Origin of the sequence: Corynebacterium sp. (genome assembly GCF_030532195.1) — a bacterium.
Classification (GTDB): Bacteria; Actinomycetota; Actinomycetes; order Mycobacteriales; family Mycobacteriaceae; genus Corynebacterium.
Genome location: NZ_JAUNLP010000003.1, coordinates 23,168 through 48,776, shown reverse-complemented (window position 1 = coordinate 48,776; position 25,609 = coordinate 23,168). Strand labels below are relative to the sequence as shown.

At 60.0% G+C, this 25,609-nt stretch carries 23 protein-coding genes; 18 read left to right on the top strand and 5 right to left on the bottom strand.

Features of this window, described 5'->3' with window-relative positions:
* Nucleotides 1-216 precede the first annotated feature (216 nt).
* Nucleotides 217-1,773, top strand: a complete 1,557-nt coding sequence (locus Q4E11_RS04640) for an HNH endonuclease signature motif containing protein (protein WP_303164035.1) — start codon at nt 217-219, stop codon at nt 1,771-1,773.
* 83 nt (nt 1,774-1,856) lie between these two features.
* On the opposite strand, the gene Q4E11_RS04635 is transcribed toward Q4E11_RS04640, so the two are convergent.
* Nucleotides 1,857-2,648, bottom strand: a complete 792-nt coding sequence (locus Q4E11_RS04635) for an SDR family oxidoreductase (RefSeq protein WP_303164034.1) — start codon at nt 2,646-2,648, stop codon at nt 1,857-1,859.
* A gap of 208 nt (nt 2,649-2,856) precedes the next feature.
* Here Q4E11_RS04635 and Q4E11_RS04630 point away from each other — a divergent pair, with 208 nt between their 5' ends.
* From Q4E11_RS04630 to Q4E11_RS04595, 8 genes are all read left to right on the top strand, one after another.
* Complete coding sequence (locus Q4E11_RS04630) at nt 2,857-3,687, top strand: sulfurtransferase (protein ID WP_303164033.1); 831 nt, start codon at nt 2,857-2,859, stop codon at nt 3,685-3,687.
* Between the two features lie 163 nt (nt 3,688-3,850).
* Complete coding sequence (locus Q4E11_RS04625) at nt 3,851-5,533, top strand: hypothetical protein (RefSeq protein ID WP_303164032.1); 1,683 nt, start codon at nt 3,851-3,853, stop codon at nt 5,531-5,533.
* Between the two features lie 51 nt (nt 5,534-5,584).
* Nucleotides 5,585-6,145: an orotate phosphoribosyltransferase gene (gene pyrE / locus Q4E11_RS04620; RefSeq protein WP_303164031.1), complete on the top strand. Its 561-nt coding sequence runs from the start codon at nt 5,585-5,587 to the stop codon at nt 6,143-6,145.
* Nucleotides 6,146-6,157: 12 nt separating this feature from the next.
* On the top strand, nt 6,158-7,003 hold the full coding sequence (locus tag Q4E11_RS04615; protein WP_303164030.1) for a lysoplasmalogenase: 846 nt from the start codon (nt 6,158-6,160) through the stop codon (nt 7,001-7,003).
* A complete protein-coding gene (locus Q4E11_RS04610) occupies nt 6,990-7,661 on the top strand; it encodes an RNA methyltransferase (RefSeq protein ID WP_303164029.1) in 672 nt (223 codons plus the stop codon). The genes Q4E11_RS04615 and Q4E11_RS04610 overlap by 14 nt, the downstream gene beginning before the upstream one ends.
* Before the next feature lie 48 nt (nt 7,662-7,709).
* Complete coding sequence (locus tag Q4E11_RS04605) at nt 7,710-8,921, top strand: glycoside hydrolase family 76 protein (protein ID WP_303164028.1); 1,212 nt, start codon at nt 7,710-7,712, stop codon at nt 8,919-8,921.
* A gap of 97 nt (nt 8,922-9,018) precedes the next feature.
* Complete coding sequence (locus Q4E11_RS04600) at nt 9,019-9,435, top strand: DUF3151 domain-containing protein (RefSeq protein ID WP_303164027.1); 417 nt, start codon at nt 9,019-9,021, stop codon at nt 9,433-9,435.
* Nucleotides 9,436-9,517: 82 nt separating this feature from the next.
* Nucleotides 9,518-10,909 (top strand): aromatic acid exporter family protein, encoded by a 1,392-nt coding sequence (locus Q4E11_RS04595; protein ID WP_303164026.1) that lies wholly within the window; start codon nt 9,518-9,520, stop codon nt 10,907-10,909.
* Between the two features lie 45 nt (nt 10,910-10,954).
* On the opposite strand, the gene Q4E11_RS04590 is transcribed toward Q4E11_RS04595, so the two are convergent.
* Together Q4E11_RS04590 and Q4E11_RS04585 are read right to left on the bottom strand one after the other, a co-directional pair.
* Nucleotides 10,955-11,608, bottom strand: coding sequence for a DUF1707 domain-containing protein (locus Q4E11_RS04590; protein ID WP_303164025.1), 654 nt, complete (start codon nt 11,606-11,608; stop codon nt 10,955-10,957).
* Nucleotides 11,609-11,717: 109 nt separating this feature from the next.
* Entirely contained in the window at nt 11,718-12,635 is a 918-nt protein-coding gene (locus tag Q4E11_RS04585; protein ID WP_303164024.1) for a hypothetical protein, read from the bottom strand.
* A 50-nt stretch (nt 12,636-12,685) separates the two neighbouring features.
* Here Q4E11_RS04585 and Q4E11_RS04580 point away from each other — a divergent pair, with 50 nt between their 5' ends.
* From Q4E11_RS04580 to purT, 6 genes are all read left to right on the top strand, one after another.
* Nucleotides 12,686-13,975, top strand: a complete 1,290-nt coding sequence (locus Q4E11_RS04580; RefSeq protein ID WP_303164023.1) for an adenylosuccinate synthase — start codon at nt 12,686-12,688, stop codon at nt 13,973-13,975.
* Between the two features lie 267 nt (nt 13,976-14,242).
* Nucleotides 14,243-14,815 carry an LppP/LprE family lipoprotein gene (locus Q4E11_RS04575; RefSeq protein ID WP_303164022.1) on the top strand — a complete coding sequence of 191 codons (573 nt, stop codon included), beginning with the start codon at nt 14,243-14,245 and terminating at the stop codon, nt 14,813-14,815.
* A gap of 103 nt (nt 14,816-14,918) precedes the next feature.
* A complete protein-coding gene (locus Q4E11_RS04570; RefSeq protein WP_303164021.1) occupies nt 14,919-15,563 on the top strand; it encodes an LppP/LprE family lipoprotein in 645 nt (214 codons plus the stop codon).
* 133 nt (nt 15,564-15,696) lie between these two features.
* A complete protein-coding gene (locus tag Q4E11_RS04565) occupies nt 15,697-16,935 on the top strand; it encodes a glycerophosphodiester phosphodiesterase family protein (protein WP_303164020.1) in 1,239 nt (412 codons plus the stop codon).
* A gap of 83 nt (nt 16,936-17,018) precedes the next feature.
* Entirely contained in the window at nt 17,019-18,050 is a 1,032-nt protein-coding gene (locus Q4E11_RS04560; protein WP_303164019.1) for a nucleoside hydrolase, read from the top strand.
* 103 nt (nt 18,051-18,153) lie between these two features.
* On the top strand, nt 18,154-19,377 hold the full coding sequence (gene purT / locus Q4E11_RS04555) for a formate-dependent phosphoribosylglycinamide formyltransferase (protein ID WP_303164018.1): 1,224 nt from the start codon (nt 18,154-18,156) through the stop codon (nt 19,375-19,377).
* Between the two features lie 28 nt (nt 19,378-19,405).
* Here the strand turns inward: purT and Q4E11_RS04550 are convergent, their stop codons facing one another.
* Together Q4E11_RS04550 and Q4E11_RS04545 are read right to left on the bottom strand one after the other, a co-directional pair.
* Nucleotides 19,406-19,924 carry a phosphoribosyltransferase gene (locus tag Q4E11_RS04550; RefSeq protein ID WP_303164017.1) on the bottom strand — a complete coding sequence of 173 codons (519 nt, stop codon included), beginning with the start codon at nt 19,922-19,924 and terminating at the stop codon, nt 19,406-19,408.
* Between the two features lie 102 nt (nt 19,925-20,026).
* On the bottom strand, nt 20,027-21,529 hold the full coding sequence (locus Q4E11_RS04545; protein ID WP_303164016.1) for an FAD-dependent oxidoreductase: 1,503 nt from the start codon (nt 21,527-21,529) through the stop codon (nt 20,027-20,029).
* Between the two features lie 170 nt (nt 21,530-21,699).
* Between Q4E11_RS04545 and Q4E11_RS04540 the strand changes: the two genes are divergently transcribed.
* The 3 genes from Q4E11_RS04540 (at nt 21,700) to Q4E11_RS04530 (ending at nt 25,551) form a co-directional block, all read left to right on the top strand.
* Nucleotides 21,700-22,722, top strand: coding sequence for a sulfite exporter TauE/SafE family protein (locus Q4E11_RS04540; RefSeq protein WP_303164015.1), 1,023 nt, complete (start codon nt 21,700-21,702; stop codon nt 22,720-22,722).
* A 158-nt stretch (nt 22,723-22,880) separates the two neighbouring features.
* Nucleotides 22,881-24,587, top strand: a complete 1,707-nt coding sequence (locus tag Q4E11_RS04535; RefSeq protein WP_303164014.1) for a nitrite/sulfite reductase — start codon at nt 22,881-22,883, stop codon at nt 24,585-24,587.
* 199 nt (nt 24,588-24,786) lie between these two features.
* Complete coding sequence (locus Q4E11_RS04530) at nt 24,787-25,551, top strand: phosphoadenylyl-sulfate reductase (protein WP_303164013.1); 765 nt, start codon at nt 24,787-24,789, stop codon at nt 25,549-25,551.
* Nucleotides 25,552-25,609 lie beyond the last annotated feature (58 nt).

Genomic DNA, 25,609 nt, shown 5'->3' with positions numbered 1-25,609 from the left:
CTTTTTCAGGGACCTGCGCGTTTCTTTTTCGGCGGCGTGCGGTGCTGGATAGTGCCGTGGGGGGGGATGTGGCGTGGGCGATTTTTCGGAAAAATGTGCGAAAAAGTTTGATTTTGGGGTTGTGGATGGTCGAATGGGTGTGCGATAATGTTGGGGAGGGAAATTAGTTAGTCCATTTGGGGATTCGGATTACTAGCGTTTTTAAGGGGGTGGGAAATGTCTACACCAACGACACCGGGCGGCGGTGGGCCGCTGTCGACATCGCAGGTCTTGGACGCGGTGGCGCAGTTTGAAGCGTTATCGCAGCTCATTGTGGATAACTTCGAAGTGTTAGCGCCAGATCACGCGCATGACGCGTATAAGACGATTGAGCAGGCGCGGAAGCGGCTTGCAGTTATTGATGCGACGTATGTGGAGATTATGAAGGGGCGCCTGCCCAGCGCAGAACATCGCAAGATTGCGTGGCTGGCGCAGGAAATGCGGATTTCGCGAGCGGAGGCTCGGCAGCGTGTCCATGTGGTTGGGCGTTTGAGCAAGAATGTCGATCCGTTTGCTCCGGCGCATGAGGATGTGCGGATGCCAAACCTTCGAAAGAAGGTGGAGGACGGCATTGTTGGAGCTGACGCGGTAGTCAAGATTGATAAGGCGGTGCGGGAGCTGCCGGCAACCGAACATGCGGAGCTGTCAAAGCTGTTGGACAAGCACATCGCGGACCTGGTGGACAAGATCCGCGTTGATGATCTCAATCAGCTGCCCAATCGCCTGCGGGCGATGCTGGGTATTGATGATCCGTATACGGATGAGGATCGTGCACGAAAGCGGAGTTTGAAGATTAGTGCTCAGGGGCCGGATGGCATGAGTCGGCTCACTGGTGTGATTACACCTTCGTTTGCGGCAGTGCTAAAGCGGTTGCAATCGGACCATGCCCGGCCTGGCGGTTTGCTGGAAGAAGGTGCTGATGACCAGCGTAATCCAGGCCAGCGATTCCATGATGCAGCGGAGGCTGCAGTCAACGGAGGCTTTCAGCCGGGCGGCACGCTTCAACCTGCGAGGGGAACCACCTCGGTTGTGACGGTTGCTCATATTGCAGATGTAGCGGCCTTGGCGGGAGTCACTTTGCCGGAGGGGAAGGAATTTGTGCTTGCGGGCTCTGGCAAGGCTGTTTCGGATGCTGGTGTGCGAATGTCGATCAGTCAAGCAGTGCAGCAGATGGTTGCCAAGAATTCGTTCCTCCAGGTTCTGGGGGATGAGGGACAGACCTTGTACTTCGGCAGATCCCGTAGGTTGGGTACGCTCCCGCAATATCTGGCGCTGTTAGGAGAAGAAGGAAGTTCCTCCGCGCCGGGCATGAGCACTCCGGGAGCCATGTGCGATGTGCACCATGTTCAGTCGTGGGCCTCAGGCGGTGGCACTGACCTGGATAATCTCACGTTGGTGGATCCGGGCACTCACCGGAAAATTGATGATGCTCGCAGCGATGAAAACGCCTGGTGGACACTGCGGCCGGATGAGGTGCCGGAAGTGCTAGGTGACCGGGGTATTGGTACAGATGCGGAAGCTGGTGCAGATGCAGGGCAAACCGCAGCTGGTCAAAATGACCGAATTGTGTGGGTGCCACCAAAGGATAAAGACGGAAACCGTGGGGTAAGTCCCAACGAAGATCCCGATGCATTTGATAACCCGGGGCGCTGGTTACGTCGTAAAGCGCGTGAGACACGGGCAAGGGATGCAGATGACGGAAATGGCGAAACGGGACTGGACCCCGGCGGGTAGCGGAAGCCAAAAGCCCCTCTGGGTAGGTCAGAGGAGACCGATGCCGAGGAGGGGCGGTGCAGGGCTTGGGCTAAGCGCAGGTATTAAAGGTGAATCTTGCGCTTGGTAGTCAGCTTGGCATTGATGAAGCGGTTGAGGAATGGTGCGCTGATCTGGGAGGTGTAGTACAGCAATTTCGCTTGCAGGCCCGCTGGGAAGTGAACCTTGGTGATTTTGCCCTGCTTGTGATCGATGCATTCGACCACCGCTTCCGCAACGTTGTCAGCGGTCAGGCGAATGCCCATGCGCTGGGTGCCATCGGTGCTGACCTCGTCAAGCATGCCGGTATTGACGTAGAGCGGCCAGACTGCCTTGACATCGATGCCGTATGGTTCCCACTCGACTTCGAGCGCTTCGGTGATGCCACGAACCGCGAACTTTGTGGCGGAGTAGGTTGCCATGTCCGGAGTGCCGTAGATGGCCGATGCCGAGCAGAGGTTGACCAGCTGTCCGCGGGAGCCCTTCAGGTGGGGCAGTGCCGCGCGACTGCCGTAGTGCACGCCCTTGACGTTGACGTCAATAAGCGCACTGTCCTGTTCGTACGAGCCTTCCTCAAAGGAGGTTCCGTACAAGATGCCGGCGTTGTTGACCAGCACATCCAGTCGGCCCGCCGCCGCGACGAACTTCTCCAATGCGGCTTCCCACTGCTTTGGGTCGGTGACATCGAGTGTGCCCACGACGGCGTTCTCGTGGTCCGCGGCCCACTCTTGGTCGCCAGAGATATCGAACACGCCAACGGTGTAGCCGCGTGCTAGGAGTTTTTCCGCGGTTGCGCGGCCAATGCCGCGACCAGCGCCGGAGATAAAAACGGTCAGATGTGCAGCAGGTTCAGTCATGGTTCCAGTCTACCCAGCACATTTGTAGAAATATTGGGTTTTCGCCGTACTTATTCACGTACTAGCCAACGAACTCATCCACGTGCTCGCTCAAGCGCCCTTCACCGCTTCCTACAGCGCGCTGATTGCCGCGCTAATCTCCGTGTAAATCGCATTACACATCGCAACACATCGCGCTATTTAGTCAATCGATTTAGAATCCGGGATTATGATGACATCCATCTCGGTAAAAGAGCTCCGTGACATGATTTCTGGCGGCGGCCGCTTCGTCGTTGTCGATGCACGGTGGTCGCGTGTCAAAAAACCCTATGACTGCTACACCACAGCACACATTCCGTTGGCGGTATTTTGTGACCCAGAGATGGACCTCGCTGGTGTCCCAAGCCGCGAAGAAGGGCGTAACCCACTCCCGGACATTGATCGAGTACGCGAGGCCGTACGCCGCTGGGGTATCCAACCGGATCATCTCGTAATCATCTATGACGCTGGCGATGGTCTCTTCGCCTCCCGCGCGTGGTGGATTCTCCGCTGGGCCGGATTGCAAAATGTCCGAGTCCTAAGCGGAGGCCTGAAGGCCTGGGAAGAAGCCGGCAACGAAACGGCCTTCGGTCCCGGAAACTTGCCGCAGCCAGGAACCATTAAGGTCACGGAAGGCAACATGCCCATCGTGACCACCGAGCAGGTGCGCACGTGGCCTGAGCACGGCATTCTTGTGGACTCCCGCGAGGCGCAGCGCTTCGAGGGACGTCGTGAGCGTGTTGATCTGCAGGCTGGTCACATCCCCGGCGCCGTGAACCTGGCTGCCCGCAGTCTGCAGGACGGTCAGGGTGGATTCCTGCCTGTCGATCAGCTCCGTGAGCGCCTGGCATCCGTCGGAATCGAGGATGGTTCGAAGGTAGCCGTCTACTCCGGTTCTGGTTTGCACTCGTCACTGTTCATCCAGGCCATGGAGGAAGCCGGACTCCCCGGCGCCGCGCTGTACGTCGGCGGATGGTCGCAGTGGGCGGGAGACCCGCACCTGCCAATCATCCGCTTTTAATCAATCGGCCGGCGGACTCACACCTTCGGCGCATTCCCCGGGTTGACGAGCTACCAGCTCTAGCCACCTAACCCGCCAATTCTCACAGACCGTGTGTCAGATGGGGGACGGTCGCTCGTCGCTGCCATCTTCAAAAACGCTTCTGGCTTAAGCTAGGAGATTAATGATTCCCCTAGTATTCATCCTCGCAGTGGTCCTCATCGCAGCAGCAATTGTGCTGTTCGTCGTGGACCGACGTCGTCGCAACGAACGCACGACCGCCACCCGCGCAGTCGACTCTGCGTCCACGCAGGTTGGCGCAACGTCCTCGCTTGACGACGAATCCACGAGCCCCACCGGCGAAGTTCCCGAAGTGGCGGCGGAAGAGGTTGCACTCACGCAACCGGATTCTGCAGATCAAGTGGAACAAGCGGAACAGGTGGAAGTTGTACCAAGTTCTGCCGATGCGGTGGAAATCCCTGCTGACGATGCGGTCATCGTGGACGAAGTCGAAGCAGAAAATGCGGGTGATGCTGAGCTGCAGGCGCCACAGTCAGCAACGCAGGCTTCCTCGGAGTCGGAATCCGCTGATCGAGTCATCGAGACCGAGGATGCAGGCTTCGTTGATGCCGAAGTTGGTGGAGATGAAACCGACGGAGGAGAGTCCGACGGAGGAGAGGCCGACGGATTCGAAACAGCTAGGGACAAAACCACAAGTGCCGAAGCCGCGGATGAACCCGTCGATGACGCACAGGGTGCCCCAGCAGAGACAACACAACCGGCCCAACCAGCCCAGCTCGCACGACCAGCCGAGCCATCCCAGCCTGCTGCTGCGACACGGCACCGTTTGAGCGGCCGTAAGGTTCGTCACCTGCGAAAGCAGTGGGCGCAGCAGCGTAATGCCACCTATAACCGCGTGGACCATGAACTTCCGTCCTACTGGCAGCGCACTCCCGAGGGAGATGCCAAGGCGGTGGTGTCCGGTTTCGCCTTCGGCCGCGAGATGCACCTGGCCGATGTCGGTGGCATCACCACGCTGGCTATTCGTCGCTCTGTTGCCAGCGATGAGGTCTTTGAGCTGCGCCGCAGTGGCGATACAACTCTCCCGCATGTCGCCACGGAGGCCGGACTAGTAGTCGCCGCTACCGACCCGGAACTTATTCACCGCATCTTCGATGAGCGCGCGACACGCATGCTGGTTGATGTGCATCCGGTCATCACTCGCATGTGGTCTGAAAACTCCTGGTCACTGGCACAGCTTATCGACGGAACCGTCATCGCTGACTGGGACGCCGCCCTGACCTCCCTGGCGGATTTTTCCGACATCGCCCGCAGGCTGCCGCCCGCTGAGGGGGAAACCGTGGCACCGGACACTGAGCAGTGGGATCCCACCCGACTGCAGTTGACCGAGCAGGAATCGGAATCCGGGCGTGGTCACCTGCAGGCAGTGCCGACTCCCTCGCGCCCCCACACCAATCACGATGACGGTGACGAGCCGCTGGACGTGGAGGCGATTACAGCCACCAGCGCGGCTGCAGGTGATGAGATGGGGGAGCAGCCGCAGCGGACGTCGCAAAGCACTAAGCAGACCCACGTGCAGGCGATTGACAGCTCTTCGTGGCGTCCGCAGCGTGATACCCCGTTGGATCCGACTTCGTTGCCGTCGCGTTCGACGGCGCGAAAGATGGGCTCGAGCGTCGGTGAGTCGGAGGAAATTGGCGATGCCGACCAGCAGATTCCCGCGTTAGGTGAGGATCCGGAGCACAGTCATATGCGTTCGAGTAAGGGGCGCGTGGTGCGTTCTAACGTGAAACCGGCCAGCATCTTTACGGACATGAAGTCCGCCCCTGATTCCGCAGAAGAGTAATTGCAGACCTATCCTTGAGCACACAGTCGTTTATTTAGGAGACAACCTCAGATGAGCACCCCCACGAGCAACGTCAATCAGGAAAATTTGCAGCGTCTGGCTGAGCTGGTCAAGGAACTGGCAGTTGTCCATGGCAAGGTCACGCTGTCGTCGGGTCGTGAGGCAGATTACTACGTTGACCTGCGTCGCGCCACGCTCCACCACGAGGCTTCGCGCCTGATTGGTTCGCTTCTGCGCGAGCTCACCGCGGACTGGGACTACGTCCATGTCGGTGGTTTGACGCTCGGGGCTGACCCGGTGGCAACCTCCATCATGCACGCTGAGGGCCGCCCGATTGACGCATTCGTGGTGCGCAAGGAAGCCAAGAAGCACGGCATGCAGCGCCGCATCGAGGGCCCGGACATCGTGGGCAAGAAGGTGTTGGTGGTCGAGGACACCACCACGACCGGTAACTCGCCGCTGACCGCCGTCGCCGCGGTTCGCGAGGCCGGTGCGGAGGTCGTCGGTGTCGCAACTGTCGTCGATCGCAATACCGGTGCCGATGAGGTCATTAAGGCCGAGGGACTGGAATACCGCTACCTGTTGGGTCTGTCCGACCTGGGACTTGAGTAGAAGGGAAAACCAATGGCCACTAAGGGTAAGAACTTCCTGTCGAAGCTCGCCGCTACCAAGCTGCCAGGTTCCAAGGAAACCGCAGCTGAGATGTTTGTCCGTCGCACCGGCGAGGGGCTTGGCGCGCTGGTCGGCATCGCGGGCGAGAGCTCCGATGTTCGCCGCGCGCCGGAGCGCGTGGGCTACCTCGCCGCCAGCGCCGTCAACGTGGTCTCCAGCGCGTTCGGCTGGGAGAAGCCGCGCCGCGTCTCCAAGACCGTTCTCATGCCGCTGTTGGCTGCAAACGTTTGGCGCCGCCGCCACGAAACGTCTCGCTTTACGACGACCACCCTGCTCATCGGCCTGGCCGGGGGTTGGCTGGGTGACCTGATTCTCATGCCGAATAAGCCCAACCTGAACCGCGGTTCGGCAGCATTCGCTGTCAACCATGCCGCCTACCACGTCCTGCTGTGGCGTGCCGGGGCGCGCATCAGTGCTCTGCGTGCGGCTATCCGTTTCCCGCTGTGGGCGGGCACCCTTCCGCTGGTGGGCGCAGTCAAGCCGGAGGTTCTGCCGGCAGCTGTTGGCTACGGCCCACTGTTGGCGGCCACCTCCGCGCTGGCCGATGACCCAGCACTGCTGGCTGACGCGGGCGCGGTCGGCACCGATGAGGCAACGGGCCTGCCGATTGCCGATGCCGCCTACGGCCTCGGTCACGGTGGCAACCTGTTCCTGATTTCCGATGTGCTGCTGATGGCTCGCAAGATGTTTGCGGAAGAGGGTGTCGTCGGCAAGCTTTTGAATGCGGCAGTGATGGACACCTACACGGTGGCTCAGTTGTTCCTGGTCGAGGGGCTGTTGGCACTTGACCGCGCCTGAGCCTGGCAAGGGGCCGACCGAATGGTTTGAGGCGCGCGTGGGCGTAGGCCCGTGGGAGCAGGAGCACCCGGATACGCCCCGCCCGACCGACCCGAAGTTCGACCAGACGCTGTTGGATGAGGGCGATCGGCGCAATGTCGTTGATGCCTATCGGTATTGGACGATGGACGCGATTGTTGCTGACCTGGATAAACGCCGCCATCCGCTGCATGTGGCCATTGAGAATTTCGAGAATGACTCCAACATCGGCACTGTGGTGCGCACGGCGAATGCTTTCCTGGTTCAGGCCGTGCACATTGTCGGCCGCAAGCGGTGGAATCGTCGGGGCGCGATGGTGACCGACCGCTATCAGCATCTCTTTCACCATGAGACGGTGGCGGATGTTATCGAGTGGGCTCGCGAGCACAATCTCGCGGTAGTGGCCGTGGATAATGTGCCCGGCTCCGTGCCCATTGAGACCGTTGAACTGCCGGAGCGCTGTCTGCTGCTCTTTGGGCAGGAAGGACCTGGCGTGACGGAGCAGGCGCAGCAGTGCGCGGACATGACTGTCTCCATTGCGCAGTTCGGCTCGACGCGTTCGATGAATGCGGGGGTAGCTGCGGGTATTGCGATGCACTCCTGGATTCGTACTCACGCGGATCTCAACACAGCATGGTGATTGTCTGTTAAAAAAGAGATGTTCGAAAGGCTGTTTTAAGGAGAGCCAGTGGTCTTAAGAATGTCGCGTCCGGAGGCCGAAACATGGGCCTACCGTGCGGACGTGGCGGAACAGGCGATTCGCAACCGCCATGCGGCGAAGCTCTGGGGCATCCCGGGTACTAATCTCGCTACGCCCTCGTGGCCAGCGCCGATGCGACATAAGCTGTTTATCAATTGGCACTACTGGTGGCAGGCGCACTATCTCGACTGTCTGGTTGATGCGGCCAATCGCGTTCCTTCCAAAGAGAAGTATCGCGCCATTCGCCATACGATTCGCGGCATTCGCATCCGCAATCTCACCTTGCTGACGAAGAACAAGTACTATGACGATCGCGCGTGGATGACGCTGGCGCTCGGGCGCGCTGATGCGGCACTCGGTGCGTCGGCACCTCGCAAAACGACGGCACGGTTAATCGGTTGCCTCGTCGATGGTCGGCAGGAGTCCACCGGGGTGCTCCCGTGGCGTGAAGATGACCTCTTTTTCAACATCCCCGCCAATGGGCCTGCGGCAATTGCGCTGGCGCGTCAGGGGCATGTGTCAGAGGCAGCGGCGTTGGTGGATTGGGCGTATGACAATCTGCTAGCGGATTCAGGCCTGCTCTATGACGGTATGCGCCTGTCTATGACTGGTGCTGTCGTGCAGAGGGATATTTTCACGTACAACCAGGGAGTGATGATTGGCGCTTGCCTCGAAGTCGGCCTGGCGCTTCGCGGCCGCGGTCAGCGAGAGCAGGCAACAAAGTACTTGACGCGTGTGCAAAATCTCATCCACGCCGTGGCTAAGGATTTGGCGACTACCGACAACGTCATCGCCGGTGCCGGTGGTGGCGATGGTGGGCTGTTCAACGGCATCTTGGCGCGTTATCTCGCCGATGCGGCAGTGAGGTTGCCCAGCGATGACCGCATGAACCGCGCGGCGGCCCGCATTGCCCGTCGCATCGTGCTGACCTCGGGGGAGAAGTGCTGGTATCACCGCCTCGAAGTCGACGGTCTGCCGCTATTCCCCGCGGATTGGACCGACGATGCGAAGTTCCCGCAGGGCGGTTCGGTAGCGCGTTCAGTCGGCGGCGCTGTGCGCAGTTCGGCAATCAAGGAACGCGACCTATCCGTCCAGCTCTCCGGCTGGATGTTGATGGAGGCCTGCGCTCGCGTGGCCGATTTCGTTGCCAACAAAACGCAGGCGGAAGAGTCTGACATACCGCGGCCGACCTGCCCTTAAAGCTTGGCTGGCAGCCCTACTGCAGTGCTGTTGGCGGTACTGCGGGCAGCAGCGATCATGGTGCCATTGCGCTGCCAACGCTGGCACAATGGGACGCATGAAACTCAATGACATGATGGCTCCTGCTCCCGTTAAGCTCCCCGCGCTCGACGAAGCTGTCGCCGCACGCACCGGTGGCGCCAGTCCTGAGGACGTCGTACGCGCATGTCCGCGTGACTCGCAGGCGTGGGCTGAGCTGGCTGAAGCCGCGCTTGCCGACGGCCGCGATATCGAAGCCTATGCATATGCCCGCACCGGTTATCACCGTGGCCTGGACCTTTTGCGCGGAAATGGCTGGAAGGGGTTCGGTGCCATTCCGTGGTCCCATGAAGCCAATCGCGGTGTGCTGCGGGCCTTCGCCGCGTTGGCGAAGGCAGCGCGTTCCATCGGTGAGGACGATGAGTTCGACCGTATGATGGCGCTGCTGCGAGACAGCGATGAATCGGCGCTGCCGGAGCTGGGGCTCGAGGCCTAAAAAATCCTGAGCTAACAGCGTTGACAGTGTTGAGAGTACTGACGGTACTGGGACGATAAAAATCTAGGATGGTGACTTCGCTATGGCTGGCATGTCTGGCAAGGGTTTTGGTGCCAATGACTATGGCACCAAGGACCCGACGCATGCCGAGGAGCTGGCCGCGGCAAAGGACACCCAGTTCATCGAGGACAATCCACGGCCGGATTTCCTAGATTTCCGTCAGACTTATCTGCACCCGGCATCGCGTGCGGCGGCTAAGCTGCGTCAAAAGGTGCGGCCGCGCACGCGCTTCCTCCATGCGGCTGCCCGGGTGAAGTCGCGTTGGATGCTCATTGTCCAGGCAACACTCGCCGCGGGGCTGGCCTATTGGTTCGCACTCGACGTGTTGGATCACCCGGCACCGTTCTTCGCGCCGATGGCCGCCTTCATCAGCCTTAATGTGATGACCGCCGGCCCTCGGTTGAAGCATTCCGTGGAGTTGGTGCTCGGGGCCTCACTGGGCGTCGGCATCGGCGATGTAATCATCTCCATTCTCGGCCCCGGCATCTGGCAGCTGACAGTTGGCGTGTTCGTCGCGATGGTCATTGGCGTGTTCGTCGGCAGAGGTCCATTGGTGGTCAACCAAGCAGCCTCATCGGCTGTGCTGATTGCCACTATTATTCCGCCCGGTACCTCCGGCTCCTATTACCGCATGTTGGATGCGTTGGTCGGCGGTCTCGTCGGCATTATTGTGCTCATTGTGCTGCCGCGCAGCCCGCTGGCCGGTGCGCGCCGCAAGGTGGCCAAAGTCCTCGACATGGGTGCCGATGTGCTCTATGACATCGCCGTCGGCATGCAAGACAGCGACACCGACCGCATCCGCACTGCGCTGAGTGTTGTGCGCTCTATGCAGGCGCAGGTGTCGCTGATGGACCGCACCGTCGCCGATGCTGACGAACAGGTACGCATTTCCCCGCTGCTCTGGCGTTCGCGCGAGCGCATTCATTCGTTGTCACGCATGGTCCATCCAGTCGACAACGCCATGCGTAACATCCGCGTTCTCGCGCGCCGCGCCATCACCGCCCGTGAAGATCACATCGATTTCAGCCCTGAGCTGTGCAATCTCGTTCTCGGCGTCTCAGAGGCGGCGCGGTTGGTCAGTCATTTGCTTGACGACGAAGCCTCCGTGCGCAAAATCCCAGAGTGGGGCGAGTTGCCCTACGAGTCCGGGGACACCGCTGTCGCACAACTCAGTGACTCCTCCGGGGAGGTCAAGCTTGAGGATGTGGTCCGACACTTGCGTCGGCTAGCAGCGAAAATGCATCCCCGCGTGGTCGAGGACGCGACGCTTTCTGAACAGGTTGTGTTCGCGCAGTGCCGCTCGCTGGTGGTGGACCTGTTGCAGGTATGTGGTCTGTCTCGGCGTTCGGCAGTGGCGACGCTGCCGCCGACGACCCCTTACCCCGCCATGCCACCGGAGGTCTGGGACGAGTAAGGATGCCGAGGCTCGTCGCCCCCTGCGTATCAGCGAGCCTGCAATCTAGGCGGGTACTCGCTTTACATCCACGCCACCGAAGGCGACGAACCCGCGGACGATAATCCGCGGACGAGCACCAGCGGAGGTATCCGGCAGGCTCCGTTGAGGAGCGCCAACGATGTCTGAGCCGCCAAAGATTGGCAGGACTTCAATGTCCACCTGGAAGTAGTCAGGCACAATAATGTCGATGCCGCCGAAGATGCAGCTGACATTGATTACGGTCGTCTGTGCGGTAATTGTGGCTTCCCGAAAATCCAGGTCATTGCCACCAAAGGCCACGATAGAGGTGTGCTTCGGCGCACAGGTCCATGGCCCCTTTTTATCCATACCGCCGAAAATTCCCACCGAGACTTTCGATCCCGTAGCCGCTGCCGACGTGTTCAGCTGCGCCAAATTGGAGTGTCCTTCGCCTGCTGCAGCATTGCCGGACATATGCAGGTCCTTGTGCTGGGGTGATAGCGAAAGGTCGGAGGGGACGGACAAATCTCTGGTCAGCGCGGGTAGCTCATCGATGTACTTGGCACGCTGAGCCGCATCGGTTCGCTCTTTGAGCTCGGAGAAGTCAATTTGGCCATCGTGAAACGCCCATTCCAGACGCTCCAGCGCAATATTGCGTTCTTTATCGCCGGCCCGCATCCGTGGCTCGTTGTCAGTCATCGCGCTGTCCTATCCGGGGGTTGGGAGCGAGACGAAAAATGCCTCAACCCCAAATGTTAACCGCTCCCGAAGCAGCCCGCGATGGCTTTTGCACCCCACAAATAGGCTGCTAGTGCACAATCTGGAGATCGCGCAAGTGTCGATACAGAGTCGTTTTCTCGCGGGGCTTGCGCGACTCCACGCCGTCGCGCACATAGCGAAAGCCGAGGCTGCCGACCTGCACCGCACGCCCCGTCATAGGGCGATGCAGCTGTCGCGCTGGGGTCTCTTCCGCTTGTCGACGGCGCCCTCGCCTAAGCCACCCAAATAGCCCGCGACCTCGTCCGTCGGCGCTATCGCCCTCAGGTGCTGGCGGTGCCGGAACCTCCGCCGCAACAATGCCCGGGGCATCTGGGATGGGGCGAATCTGCAGTCCTGTCGAGGTGCCGGAGAACATCTGGTTCTCATCGACGTAGACCTCACCGGTAAAGCCCGTGGCCGAGGACACGCCGGTGATACCGGGCTCGGTCAGTAGGGCATAGCCCACAATGGCGTGGCCGGTGTCATCGCGAATCAACGGCACCGGCATGGTCGGATGGGTCAGCGCCGCCGCTGCATCCAGGCCCTGACCATCTGCGATGGCCCAGTTTTTCGCCGCTGTTGATGGCGCGGTGGGTACGTGTGCCAATTCAATCCACAGTAGATTCTTGCGCATCAGGTATGTGGCAACAGCCGCCAGCGCCGCATCGATGCCGACTACCACGACGCGCAGGGGTTCGCTGGGCTGCTGCGGAGCGGATTGCGGAGCCCCGAGGTGCTCGACCTTTTTCTGCTTGGAAATCTCCTCTGGGGTCGGTGTGGTATCGACCGGCAGGACTTCCTTTGCCAGCACATCAATAAAGGCCAACTCTTTGCGAGTGGGGATGACCGCGACGTCGTGAAGCTCATAGGTAGGGGGTGTAGAACGTGCCGATGCGCTCCACGATTGATCGAGCAATTGAGAAAACGCGGGTACATCGGGGCCACACTGCAGCACAACAATACGCATAGGACTACACTCTAATGCGTCGTATGCAATCCAGGAGTTGAAGTAGGACTATGGCCGCAATCATTATCGTCGGTGCTCAGTGGGGCGACGAAGGCAAGGGCAAGGCAACCGATATTCTCGGTGGCCGTGTTGATTACGTCGTCAAGCCCAACGGAGGCAACAACGCAGGCCACACTGTCGTTGTCGGCGGTGAGAAGTACGAACTGAAGCTGCTGCCAGCCGGTGTGCTGTCGGAAAACGCTACTCCGATTATCGGCAATGGCTGCGTGGTTAATCTCGAGGCGCTTTTCGACGAAATCGATGGTCTCGAAGCCCGCGGTGCAAAGGCATCTCGCCTCCGCGTTTCCGGTAATGCCCACATGGTCGCGCCGTACCACCAGACGCTGGACCGCGTGACCGAGCGTTTCCTGGGCAAGCGCGCTATCGGCACCACGGGGCGTGGCATTGGCCCGACCTACGCCGACAAGGTCAGCCGTGTGGGCCTGCGTGTTCAGGACATTCTGGACGAGTCAATTCTGCGTCAGAAGATTGAGTCTTCGCTGCACCAGAAGAATCAGATTCTGGTGAAGCTGTACAACCGTCGCGCCATCGACCCGGACGAGATTTTCGAGTACTTCATGAGTTACGCAGATCGCCTGCGTCCGATGATTATTGACTCGGAGTATGAGCTCAACCAGGCGCTGGATGCTGGCAAGCACGTCCTCATGGAGGGCGGCCAGGCCACCATGCTCGATGTTGACCACGGCACCTACCCATTTGTGACCTCGTCGAACCCGACCGCCGGTGGCGCCTGCGTGGGCTCCGGCATTGGCCCGACGAAGATCACGTCCGTGCTGGGCATTATGAAGGCCTACACCACCCGCGTTGGTGCCGGCCCGTTCCCGACGGAGCTGTTTGACAAGTGGGGCGAGTACCTGCAGACCACCGGTGGTGAGGTCGGTGTCAACACCGGCCGTAAGCGCCGTTGTGGCTGGTACGACTCGGTGCTGGCCCGCTACGCTGCCCGTGTTAATGGCTTCACTGATCTGTTCATCACCAAGCTGGACGTGCTGACCGGCATCGGCGAGATTCCGATTTGTGTTGCTTACGATGTCGATGGTGTCCGCCACGACGAGATGCCGCTGACTCAGTCGGAGTTCCACCACGCTGTCCCGATTTACGAGACCATGCCGGCGTGGGACGAGGACATCACTGGCTGCCGTACCTTCGATGAGCTGCCGGACAAGGCCAAGGATTACCTGAACCGCCTGGAGGAGCTCTCTGGTGCTCGTATTTCCTACATCGGTGTTGGCCCGGGCCGCGATCAGACCATCGTTGTCAACGACGTGCTGGAGAACTAGTTAGTGCTGTTAGTGCTACTTTTAGCGCTGTAGTTTGGCTCGTTGCCGGTTCGATTTTGGCAGGGAATAGACCGGCGTTATCGAACTGTTAACTAAAAATTTTGGGCGTCGAACCCGCAGGTAGTTGTTTAAAAGAACATTTGCAGGTTTGAGGAAGGCTCTGGGAGTTGCCAGTTTCGGCTGGCATCCCAGGGTCTTTTTTGTATCGTGGGCGTCACCGCGTAGTCCAACGACAGAAGTCCCAATGACAGAAGGCGTGTGGTTTTCATGCAAAACACAGGACAACGAGTACAACGACTGGCAGCTTCCGCAGTACTTTCCGGTGCGATGTTGCTCTCCGCAGCTGGCGGTGCAATTGCAGCCCCTGCAGCACAGGCAGCCCCAGCACCGGCTCCGGCAAATGCGAGCGACTGCGCTCCAAACCCGCAGGCACCTGAGATCGAACAGGCTCTTGCCAAGGTCAACAAGGAGCACCCGAACAACCACGATGGTTGGAAGTACACCGGCACTTCCAACTTCAACCCATGCAGCGACTTAAGCTTCGCGCTGGCTGAGCAGACTCGCCAGGGCAACTCGCAGTTCACCACTGTGCTGCTGATGTTCCACAAGGGTGAGTTCGTCGGTATCGACTCCAACCACCCACAGCACATCAACAAGGTCACCCCAACTCCAGACGGCAAGGGCATCTCGGTCATCTACCAGGACTGGGAAGCTCAGGAAGCCGCTGGTGCCCCGAACTCTGAGGCAGGCAAGTTCACTTCGAACGTTCACTTCTTCTGGGACGGCGACCACGTCGTTCACGAGGGAAAGATTCCGAACACTTCCAAGCCGACTTTCTAAGAAATGCCTGGTTCACCCAGGTAAACTCAATTCAGACGAGAGCGTAAAAAGGCTGCGCTGTCGCTGTAATTGTGAGCTCGAGATAGTAGTGGGTGTTCCAGATATGAATGGTCGTTTAGTTCGCCGTGGGTCGATGCTGGTTAGCGCGGCAGTCGTAAGTGTAGTGGCGTTGTCCGGTTGCTCCACTGATGAGACTGCAGCACCGAATTCCACTCCTAACGCGAACGAAGAGACGGCCACCGTAGTTACCACAACCACCACTGTTGTTGAAGAAGACAGTCAGGTGGCTGAAGCCCCCAACCCGGATGTCGATGACACCGACTCGGATGGGGGCTCTTCTACGTCCGCAGACCTCACCCAGGACGAGGCTATTGCTGCGGCGATCGCTTCACTGCAGGAAGTCGAACCGGCCGATTTCGGGCAATGGAATGCAACCGAAGATACCAATTGGGATAGCACCAGTGACTTGACCTACGTATATGTGGTCCAGTCTGAGGCCCCACATTCAACGACTGAGAGTGCAGTTCTGCTTTTCCACAAGGGCAAGTACGTAGGCACAGCCGGAGGCCCGCAGACGATTAACTCGGTAGAAGGCGATGGCAATACCGTCACGGTCAACTTCTTCGACTCCGATGCAATGATGGAAGATGGTGGTGCTTTCGCGTTTAAAGACCAGTACAACGCTCCTGTGACGTACTCCTGGAATGGGTCACAGGTCTCACAGGACGGTGAGATTCCAACACCGTAGTGGCCCCCGTGCCAGGCTGAGTCTCTCTCCAGATGCGAGCACCATCAGGCCGGTTTACAGTAGTTGCGCACAACACAGATTTTTGTGATTCGTAAACCGCCGACGCTACGCCTTAAAAGGAGATTCACCGGCCATGGCTCCTAATAACGCATCTAACAACGCATCTGACTCCATTTTTGACGAGCAGAACCAGACCCCTCGCGCTCATAGCACTCGCCGCGCAATTGCGGCCATCGCTATGGGTGCTTTTGCTATCTCTCCGATCGTCGCCTGCAGCAATGAAGGTGAGGTGGACGCGGCGCCGTCGTCAAGCATGTCGAGCAGCGCCAGCGCGGTCAGCACAACGGCGAGCGAGAAGAAGGGCTTTCCGAAGCAGGACGTCGCAGCGCTGAATCCGGCAGCTAACTCGCGGCCGGAGGCAGTGGCAAAGCTGCCAGAGGGCTTTGACCTGCAGTCGCACCGCGGTGGGCGTGGTCAGTGGACGGAGGAGTCCAAGCAGGCGATGGCCAATTCGCTCGAGCTGGGTGTGACCACGCTGGAGCTGGATATCGTCCTGACCAAGGACGGTGTGCCAATGGTCTGGCACGACCCGGAGGTGCAGGATGACAAGTGCTCGGATACCGAGCCTGTGGCGGAGGGCGATCCGCAGTACCCCTACGTCGGCAAGCTCGTGCATGATTTGACCTACGAGCAGGTACAGACCTTGGTCTGTGACAAGAAGCTCGAGGACTTCCCGGACGCGGAGCCAATTCAGGGCAACAAGATGATGACCCTGCCGGAGCTGTTCGAGCTGACCAAGGACAACAAGAACATCCACTTCAATATTGAGACCAAGATTGAGGGCGAAAAGCGCGGTGATTCGGCGGAGCCGCAGGAGTTCGTTGATGTCATCCTGGATGAGATTGACCGCGCTGGTGTGGCCGACCGCGTGATGGTTCAGTCCTTCGATTGGCGTTCACTGCCGCTGGTCGCCGAGCGGAACCCAGAGATTCCGCTGGTCATGCTGTGGGATGAGACCACGTGGAAGAAGGACTCGCCGTGGACGGGTGATGTCAATTACGACGAGGTCGGCGGTGACATCATCGAGGCCGCCAAGCAGCTGGGCGTGCAGGTGCTGTCGCCGACGCACAGTATTCCTTATGGCAAGAAGCCGTCGGATGCGGACTACCACCCAGTCGCCACGCCAGAGCTGATTTCCCGCGCGCATGAGGCCGGCATGAAAGTCGTGCCGTGGACTGTCAACGAAAAGGAGACCATGCGCGAGCAGATTGCCGCTGGTGTCGATGGCATCATCACCGACTACCCAACTCGCCTGCGCGAGGTGCTCGAGGAGCTGGGCATGCCGCTGCCGGAGCCGGCCCCCAGTGCGTGAACCGGCGATGGCAACCAATTAGTGCCCCCATCGGGTCCTAGTTGCCCATGCCGCGCGGACGTGTTTCGTGCCACACTTGACGCATGACGCGAATCAAGGTGCTTGCCGACGTTGACACTGGTATCGATGACAGTCTTGCATTGGTCTACCTCGCAGGTTTGCATACTGCCGGGGAGATCGAGCTGGTGGGTGTGACCTGCGCCGGTGGTAATACCACCGCTGCGTGGTCCGCTCGCAACACCAAGTACATGCTGAACCTGTGTGGCTGCCCGGACGTTCCCGTGGTCAGCGGCTTTGAAGGACCAGCTGACCGTGAGTTGACCACGACTCCGGAAACACATGGCCCCTACGGGCTCGGTTACAACCTGGCACCGCCGGCCGTGATTTATGAGCCGGGCCGCGGTGGGGAGGCGGATCCGCTGGCGCTGTGGCGCCGCGTGATTGAACAGGCTCGCTCGGTAGGTGAGAAGGTGCACCTTCTTGTCACCGGCCCGATGACTACTTATGTTGCCGCGCTGAAGAAGTATCCGGAGCTGATGCGGGAGCTGGCCGGTGTCACCATCATGGGTGGCGCGTTAGCCTACCAAGGCAATGTCACCGAGTTTGCAGAGTGGAATTTCTGGGTAGATCCAACCGCAGTGACCGAGGTCTTTGGCACTGCAGGTGCGGTGAGCGTGGAGCGGCCAGAAGATGCCGTGCGCAGCCTCGCTGCGGCAGCTGGTGCTCCTGTGCCCACGGTCGTGCCACTGAATGTCACCGAAACAATCACGATTAGTGATCCGGAGATTTTCTCCTGGCGTGATGCTGGGATGAATTCGGAGTTGCTGCGTGTTCTGCGTCGCTCGCTGAAGTTCTACTTCGAGTTCCACCAAGGCGTTGGCGTGGGCTACAAGGCACAGGTCCATGACCTCTTTGCCGCGATGGTGGCAGTGGGCACTGTTACTGGTGTGACAAAGAAGTGCCGTCTCGTGGGCGTCGATAAGCAGACTTTTGCCAATCAGCCCGCGCGACGTGGACAGGTCATTGAAGACCCGGCGGGCGCGGAAGCCAACGTCGTATTGGCGGCTGACCGTGACGCGGCGCTGGCTGAGTTTGCGCGCGTTTTCCCCCGCTAGATTCCCCCAGGCTGCGGCCGTGGCCGTATGCTTTAGACAGATTCATCCTCACCGCTGCTGGTGTGGCAGCGTAAGTGCCGTAGACGAAAGCGAGTTCACCTCGATGTTTACCCCTGAAGTCACTGGAACCCCGTACCAGCCGGGAGCAACGCGTGTCCTCCTGCTCGGCTCTGGCGAGCTTGGTAAGGAGGTGACCATTGCCTTCCAGCGTCTCGGCGTTGAGGTCCACGCGGCGGACCGTTATGAGTTCGCGCCGGCGCACCAGGTAGCTCACTACGCCTACGTGCTGGATATGTCGGATTCAGGTGCTCTTCGGGACTTGATTCTGCAGGTCAAGCCGCACTTTATCGTGCCGGAGATTGAGGCGCTAGCCACCGATGTGCTAGCGGAAATCGAGGCCGATGAAACGCTGGATGTCACGGTTATTCCGACTGCACGCGCAACGCAGCTGACTATGAACCGTGAGGGTATTCGTCGTCTGGCCGCAGAAGAGGTCGGTCTGCCGACCTCGCGGTACAAGTTCGCCTCCAGCTTCGAAGAGTTCACCGCCGCAGTCGACGAGATTGGTTTCCCATGCGTGGTCAAGCCGGTGATGAGCTCCTCGGGTAAGGGGCAGTCCACGCTGCGCTCTCCGGAAGATGTGCAGACTGCCTGGGATTACGCCATGAGCGGCGGTCGCGTTGACTCCGGCCGCGTCATCGTGGAGGGCTTCGTCGACTTCGACTACGAAATCACGCTGCTGACCGTCCGCTCCATCGATCCGGAAACCGGCGAGGACGCCACCTGGTTCTGTGAACCAATCGGCCACCGTCAGCAAGATGGTGACTACGTTGAGTCCTGGCAGCCAGCTGCAATGAGCGAAAACGCCCTGGACAACGCTCGTTCCGTGGCCGCGCGCATCACCAACGCGCTGGGTGGCCGCGGCATCTTCGGCGTGGAGCTGTTCGTCCGCGGCGACGAGGTCTGGTTCTCCGAGGTCAGCCCGCGCCCGCACGACACCGGCATGGTCACCATGGGGTCGCAGCGATTCTCCGAGTTCGAGCTGCACGCGCGCGCCGTGCTGGGGCTGCCTATCGACGTCACCTTGGTGTCGCCGGGAGCCTCCGCAGTTGTCTACGGCGGCGCTGACATCAAGCAGCCGGGCTACACCGGTCAGGCGGAGGCCCTGGCCATCCCGGAGACCGATATTCGTATCTTCGGCAAGCCGGTGGCAGGCCCGCGCCGTCGCATGGGTGTGGCTATTTCCACCGCCGATTCGGTGGATGCCGCCCGCGAGCGTGCGTCGGAGGCGGCTTCGAAGATTAAGGTTGTTGAGCTGGGGGAGTAGAACTTTCCCCTCCCCCCTCTAGTGCCGCCTATTGTGCTGGCTTGTCCGTGGACTTTTCCACGGGCGGCTCAGCCGACCACGGGAAGACGATCCAGTCATCGGTGTGCTTCCAGACATAGTCCGGGGAAATCTCCGAGCGGGACTTGCCGTAGAGCACAGCCGAGCGAACCTCAGCGCCATGCTTGCTGAGCAGGTCGAGCACCAGGTGTAGGGTGCGGCCGGAGTCAGCCACATCGTCGACAACGAGCAGGCGACGGTTGGAAATGGATTCAATGTCCAGCAGCGGCTCCAGGAGAACCGGGTCCGGCAGCGTTTCTGCCACGTCGGTGTAGAACTCGACGTTAATTGCGTCAGAGAGCTTGACGCCCATGGTGTAGCTCAGGGCACCAGCCGGAAGCAGGCCACCTCGGGCGACTGCGATGATGATTTCCGGCTCGTAGCCGGAGTCGACGATTTGCTGTGCGAGTTCACGGGAGGCTACGCCGAAGCCGTCCCAGGTGAGAACTTCCTTGACGTCCAGGTCGGATGAGTCTGCATGATAAGCCATGTTCTAACTCTAATCTCAAACCCAGTTGACGTGCATATTCCCGGGCTGTGGGGGAGACCCACTGCCCGGGGCTAGCCCGGGAGCAGTGTCGCTGTATGCCGCCTAGTTGGCGGCAACAGTCTCCGCGACGGCCTCGCGGACAGTTTCGGCGACTTCCTCGGCATCAGGCTCAAACTCGACGGTGGAGGCTGCAACCATGTCCGCCCACTCCACCAGCTTCTTGCGCTCGCGGCCCTCGGCCTGGCCAGCAGCGCGCTCAGCTGCATCGAGTGCATGCCAACCAGCCCAGGTGGTGACATGGAGGCCCTTATTGGCCAGGAACTCGTCGACGTCGTTATGCGTGGGCTTGGTCGGTGCAGCCAGGCGACCCGCTTCCCAGTCAGCGATGAGATTGCTGACAGTTTCGTTGGCATCACCCTTGGTGTTACCAATCAACCCGACCGGGCCACGGCGAATCCAGCCGGTGGTGTAGAGACCTTGAAGGTGGTCGCCATCGACGTCGTCAAGCACGCGCCCACCGGCATCCGGAATCGTGTTAGTAGCGGTGTCGAATGGCACGCCGACGACGGCATCAGAGCGGTAACCGACCGCGCGGTAGACCGCGCCGACCGGCCATTCGGTGAATTCGCCGGTGCCGCGCACGCCGCCGTTGCCGTCGAGTTCCGTGCGTTCGGTGCGGATGGCGGTGACGTGGCGCTCGCCGTCTTCTCCCTGCTCACCGATGATTTCTACCGGGGACTCGAAGAAGTGGATGTAGAGCTTGTGTGGCGCGCCCTTCGGCTCGCGGATGGCGTAGTTTTCGATAATCGTGCAGACCTGGTCGGTGATCTTGGACTCGCGCCGAGCGTTTTCGGAGGCGGTGTCGTACTGAATGTCCTCCGGGTTGACGAAGACCTCGATGGTGTCGGAGTGATCGAGCTCCTTTAGCTCCAGCGGCGTGAACTTCGCCTGCGCCGGGCCGCGGCGGCCAAAGACATGAATCTCGCGGGCCGCATTCTTGGACAAGCCGGCGTGAACATTGTCGGCAATTTCAGTTACATGCAGCTCGTCGGCAGTTTTTGCCAGGATGCGCGCGACGTCGAGGCCGACATTTCCCACGCCGACAACTGCGACGGACTCCGCCGACAAATCCCAGTCGCGGGAGAACTCTGGATGGGAGTCGTAGAAACCGACAAACTCACCTGCACCGTGGTGTTCAGGCAGTTCAGAGCCTGGAATGTTGAGGTCGCGGTCACCGGTGGCACCCGTGGCGAAAATGATTGCATCGTAGAACTCGCGCAGCTCGTCGACGGACACTTGCTTTCCGACGTCCACGTTGCCCAGCAGCCGCACTTGAGGCTTGTCCAAAACTCGGTGCAGGGACTTGATAATGCCCTTAATCCGGGGGTGGTCTGGAGCCACGCCGTAGCGGATGAGGCCAAACGGTGCTGGCAGTCGCTCGAAGAGGTCGATGGAGACGTCGCGGCCGGACTTCATCAGGGCATCAGATGCGTAGATGCCGGCTGGGCCGGAGCCCACGACGGCGACGCGAAGAGGCGTGGTGGTCTCGGACAAATTGGGCAGCGACGTGGAGTCGCCGGCGGTGGAGGTGGAATTCGAGGTCATTTGGATGGGGTCCTTTTCGTATCTTCCGTAGTTTGCGATTGCTAATCGTAGACCAATCGGTCTATGCTTGCCGAAACAGAATATAGACAACCTGGTCTATAAAATGCAAACACAAAATACGGCAAAAATCACCGCTTTATAGCTATTGCGTTGGCGGGGGAAGGCTCATCATGGAGAAACTCATCGTCTTTGTGCTGATTGGACTCGGCGCGCAATTGGTCGACGGCACGTTGGGTATGGCCTTCGGTGTCACTGCTACGACGCTCTTTATTTTCGCTGGTAGTAGTGCGGCAACCGCCTCTGCGGTGGTGCATGTAGCGGAAGTGGGAACGACACTTGCCTCCGGTATTTCGCACTGGCGGTTTGGCAATGTGGACTGGCGGCGCGCGCTCAGTTTGGGGCTTCCTGGTGCAGTCGGGGCGTTTGTTGGTGCGACTTTCCTGTCCGGCCTGGATGGTGATGCAGCACGCCCGGTGACCTCGACGATTCTGCTGTTCCTGGGGCTGTGGGTGATTATCCGATTCGCCTTCTTGGCAAATTCCAAGCGCAAGAAAAAGGCATGGGGGGCGCGTAGGTTGGCGCCCTTGGGGCTCTTTGGTGGTCTGCTTGATTCCACTGGCGGTGGCGGTTGGGGGCCAGTTACGACCTCGACGCTGCTGGGCGCTGAAGCCGATCAGCCGCGCAAGATTATCGGCACCGTCTCCGCTGCTGAGTTTCTGGTCTCACTGGCCGCTGTGCTGGGCTTTTTGCCGAAATTGCAGGAGGAATTCGCAGCGCATGCCGGTCCTGTAATTGGCCTGCTCTGCGGTGGTGTGCTGGCAGCGCCATTGGCTGCCTTCCTGGTTGGCCGCATTAATCCGCGACTTCTCGGCATTGTTATCGGCGGTGTGCTGGTGGGCTTAAATATTCGCACGTTGTTCTCGGGTGCTGTCTCTGGGGGAGTGCTGGCAGTGGTGCTGCTCGTATGGGCTGTCGCTGTTGTGTCGCTGGTGCTGTGGGCTCGTTCGCATGACACGCTGCCGAGTCTGCGTAAGCGCGTTGTGCTGGCTGATGTTCCTGGTCGGGAAGAAGGTTCGAGGGCTGCAGGTGACGGTGTGGCTCGTGTCTCCGTGACGTCGGCAAGCGGGAATCGTGCAGGTGATAAGCAGGTGGCGGAAAACGGTGTCTATGTGGGGGATGTCAGTTCTCAGTAAGGGGAAAAAGATGTCCCATGTTGCAATAGGTAGACCGGTCGGTCTAAGGTGTCTTTCACGCCAAGGTAGACCGGGTGGTCTATAAAAAGTTAGAAATCAATTCTTTAGCGAACAACGAAACTCAACGAAACTCAATGAAAAGGACTCGGTAGATTCTCATGAGCTCTCCTACGAAGACCGCTGAGCGTCCCGCCACCAAATCCGCTACCCGTCGTAAGAAGCGTGCACCGAAGCCGCAGGGGCAGTGGCTGATTGATGGCCGCGAGCCGCTTAATGACGACGAGCGCATCAAGCGTGAAGATGCCGGATTTGCTGTCAAGCAGCGAGTTATTGACATCTACTCCAAGCAGGGGTTCGACTCCATCCCCGCCGAGGATCTAGCCCCGCGTTTTAAGTGGATTGGTCTTTATACCCAGCGCAAGCAGGGCTTGAGTGGTGAACACACAGGTGTGAAAACCAACGCCGAACTGCAGGACAAGTACTTTATGCTCCGCGTCCGCCTCGATGGTGGCCAGACCACCACCGAGGGCATCCGCACCATCGGCGAGATTTCCCGCGACTTCGCCCGCGACACCGCAGACTTCTCCGACCGTCAGAACGTACAGCTGCACTGGATTCGCGTCGAAGATATGCCGGAAATCTGGGACCGTCTGGAAAAGGTCGGCCTGAACACCAACTTTGGCTGCGGCGATGTTCCGCGCGTCATTCTCGGCAGCCCTGTTGCAGGTGTCGCGGCCGATGAAATTATCGACGGCACAGACGCCATCCGTCGCATCAAGGAGGAGTACCTCTCCGGCGACGAATTCTCCAACCTGCCACGCAAGTTCAAGTCCGCCATTTCTGGCTCGCCACGCCTCGACGTCACTCACGAGATTCAGGATGTCTCTTTCGTTGGCGTTAATCATCCGGAGTACGGCCCCGGCTTCGACCTGTGGGTCGGTGGTGGACTCTCCACCAACCCGATGCTTGCCCAGCGTCTTGGCGCCTGGGTTCCGGAAGAGGAGGTCCCCGAGGTCTGGGCCGGCGTCTGCCGCATCTTCCGCGACTACGGCTACCGTCGTTTGCGCAATCGTGCGCGCCTGAAGTTCCTGGTCGCTGAGTGGGGGCCGGAGAAGTTCCGTCAGGTCCTCGAAGACGACTACCTGCACCGCAAGCTTATCGACGGCCCCGCGCCTGAGCCTTTCGAGGGCGACCGCGACCATATCGGCGTACACAAGCAGGCCGACGGCCTGAACTACGTCGGCGTCAAGCCTGCCGTCGGCCGCGTTCCGGGTTCTGACCTGGTGAGGCTCGCCGACATCGCCGAGCGCCACGGGGTATCCCGCATCCGCACCACCGTCATGAAGGAGCTCATCCTCCTCGACGTCGCCGATGATCAGGTCGATTCCCTCCTCGCCGAGCTCGATGAAATCGGCCTGTCCGCTAATCCATCCGCTTTCCGACGGGGAATTCTTGCCTGCACCGGTCTTGAATTCTGCAAGCTCGCCCTGGTGACTACGCGCCAGCGCGCAATCGATTTGGTATCCGATTTGGAAAATCGCCTCGGAGACCTTGAAGTGCCCATCACCATCGCGCTGAACGGCTGCCCAAATGCGTGTGCCCGCACACAGATTGCCGATATCGGACTCAAGGGTCAGATTGTCACCGATGCAAACGGCAACCGAGTCGAGGGCTTCCAGGTTCACCTTGGTGGCGCGTTGGGGCTCGATGCCAACTTTGGTCGAAAGGTACGTGGCCACAAGGTCACCTCGGATGAGTTGGGTGACTACATTGAGCGCGTCGTCACGCACTTCAAGGCGCAGCGCCATGAGGGCGAACAGTTCCGCGAATGGATTGTCCGTGCTGATGAGGAGGATTTGAAGTGAGTGAGTCACCAGCACGCCTGGGAATCGGAGGCCGCAGTGCACACCCGAATCCCAACCGAGGCGCGGTCATGCACTGCCCATACTGCGGCGGTGACGATTTGTGGCCCGACACGGAGACCGATTACGCCTGGCAGTGCCGCGAATGTTGCCGAGTATTCACAGTGAAATTACATGGCCATATTGATAGGAAGGTGGCGTCATGAGCACGGGACTAAAGACCCCGCAGGAAGTTAATACGCAGGATGCTGAGGCCACCGAGGATGTCTTGGCAAACCCGGAGACCGGCCGTCGCCTGATTGAGCTGGCGCTGGAATGGGGCACACGCCTGGAGAGCGCCACAGCTGGCGAGGTACTGGAATGGGGTGCCGAGCACCTGCAGACTCCGCTGGCCGTGACGCTGTCCATGCAGGACACAGTGCTGGCCGAACTGGCATCGCGGCACGCGCCGGATGCAGACCTAATTTTCCTCGACACCGGGTACCACTTCCCGGAAACTCTGGACGTGGCGGAGCAGGTCGCCAAGCGCTACGACAACCGTCTGCTGTCGATTGTGCCGAAGCGCACCCGCGCCGAGCAGGATGCGGAAGAGGGCGTTGACCTCTACAAGACCGATCCGACTCGCTGCTGTGCACTGCGCAAGGTCGAGCCGCTGGCTGCGGCAAAGCGGCCGTACGAGGGGTGGGTGACTGGCCTCAAACGGGTTGATGCGCCGACTCGCGCTCACACTTCGGTGTTGGAAATCGACAAGACCGGTCGCATCAAGCTCAACCCGCTGGCTACTTGGACTGACAAGGACGTTGTGGACTTCATCGCCGACAATGACCTGATCGTGCATCCGCTGACACAGCAGGGCTACCCGTCAATCGGTTGCGCTACCTGCACCGAACGGGTGGCAGTGGGTGCCGATCCCCGCTCAGGCCGCTGGGCTGGCAGTGAGAAGACCGAGTGCGGATTGCACCTCTAGCGCATCTCTAACGCACTTCTAGCACAGTTTTCACCAAAATTTCGCCCTAAAACTTCGC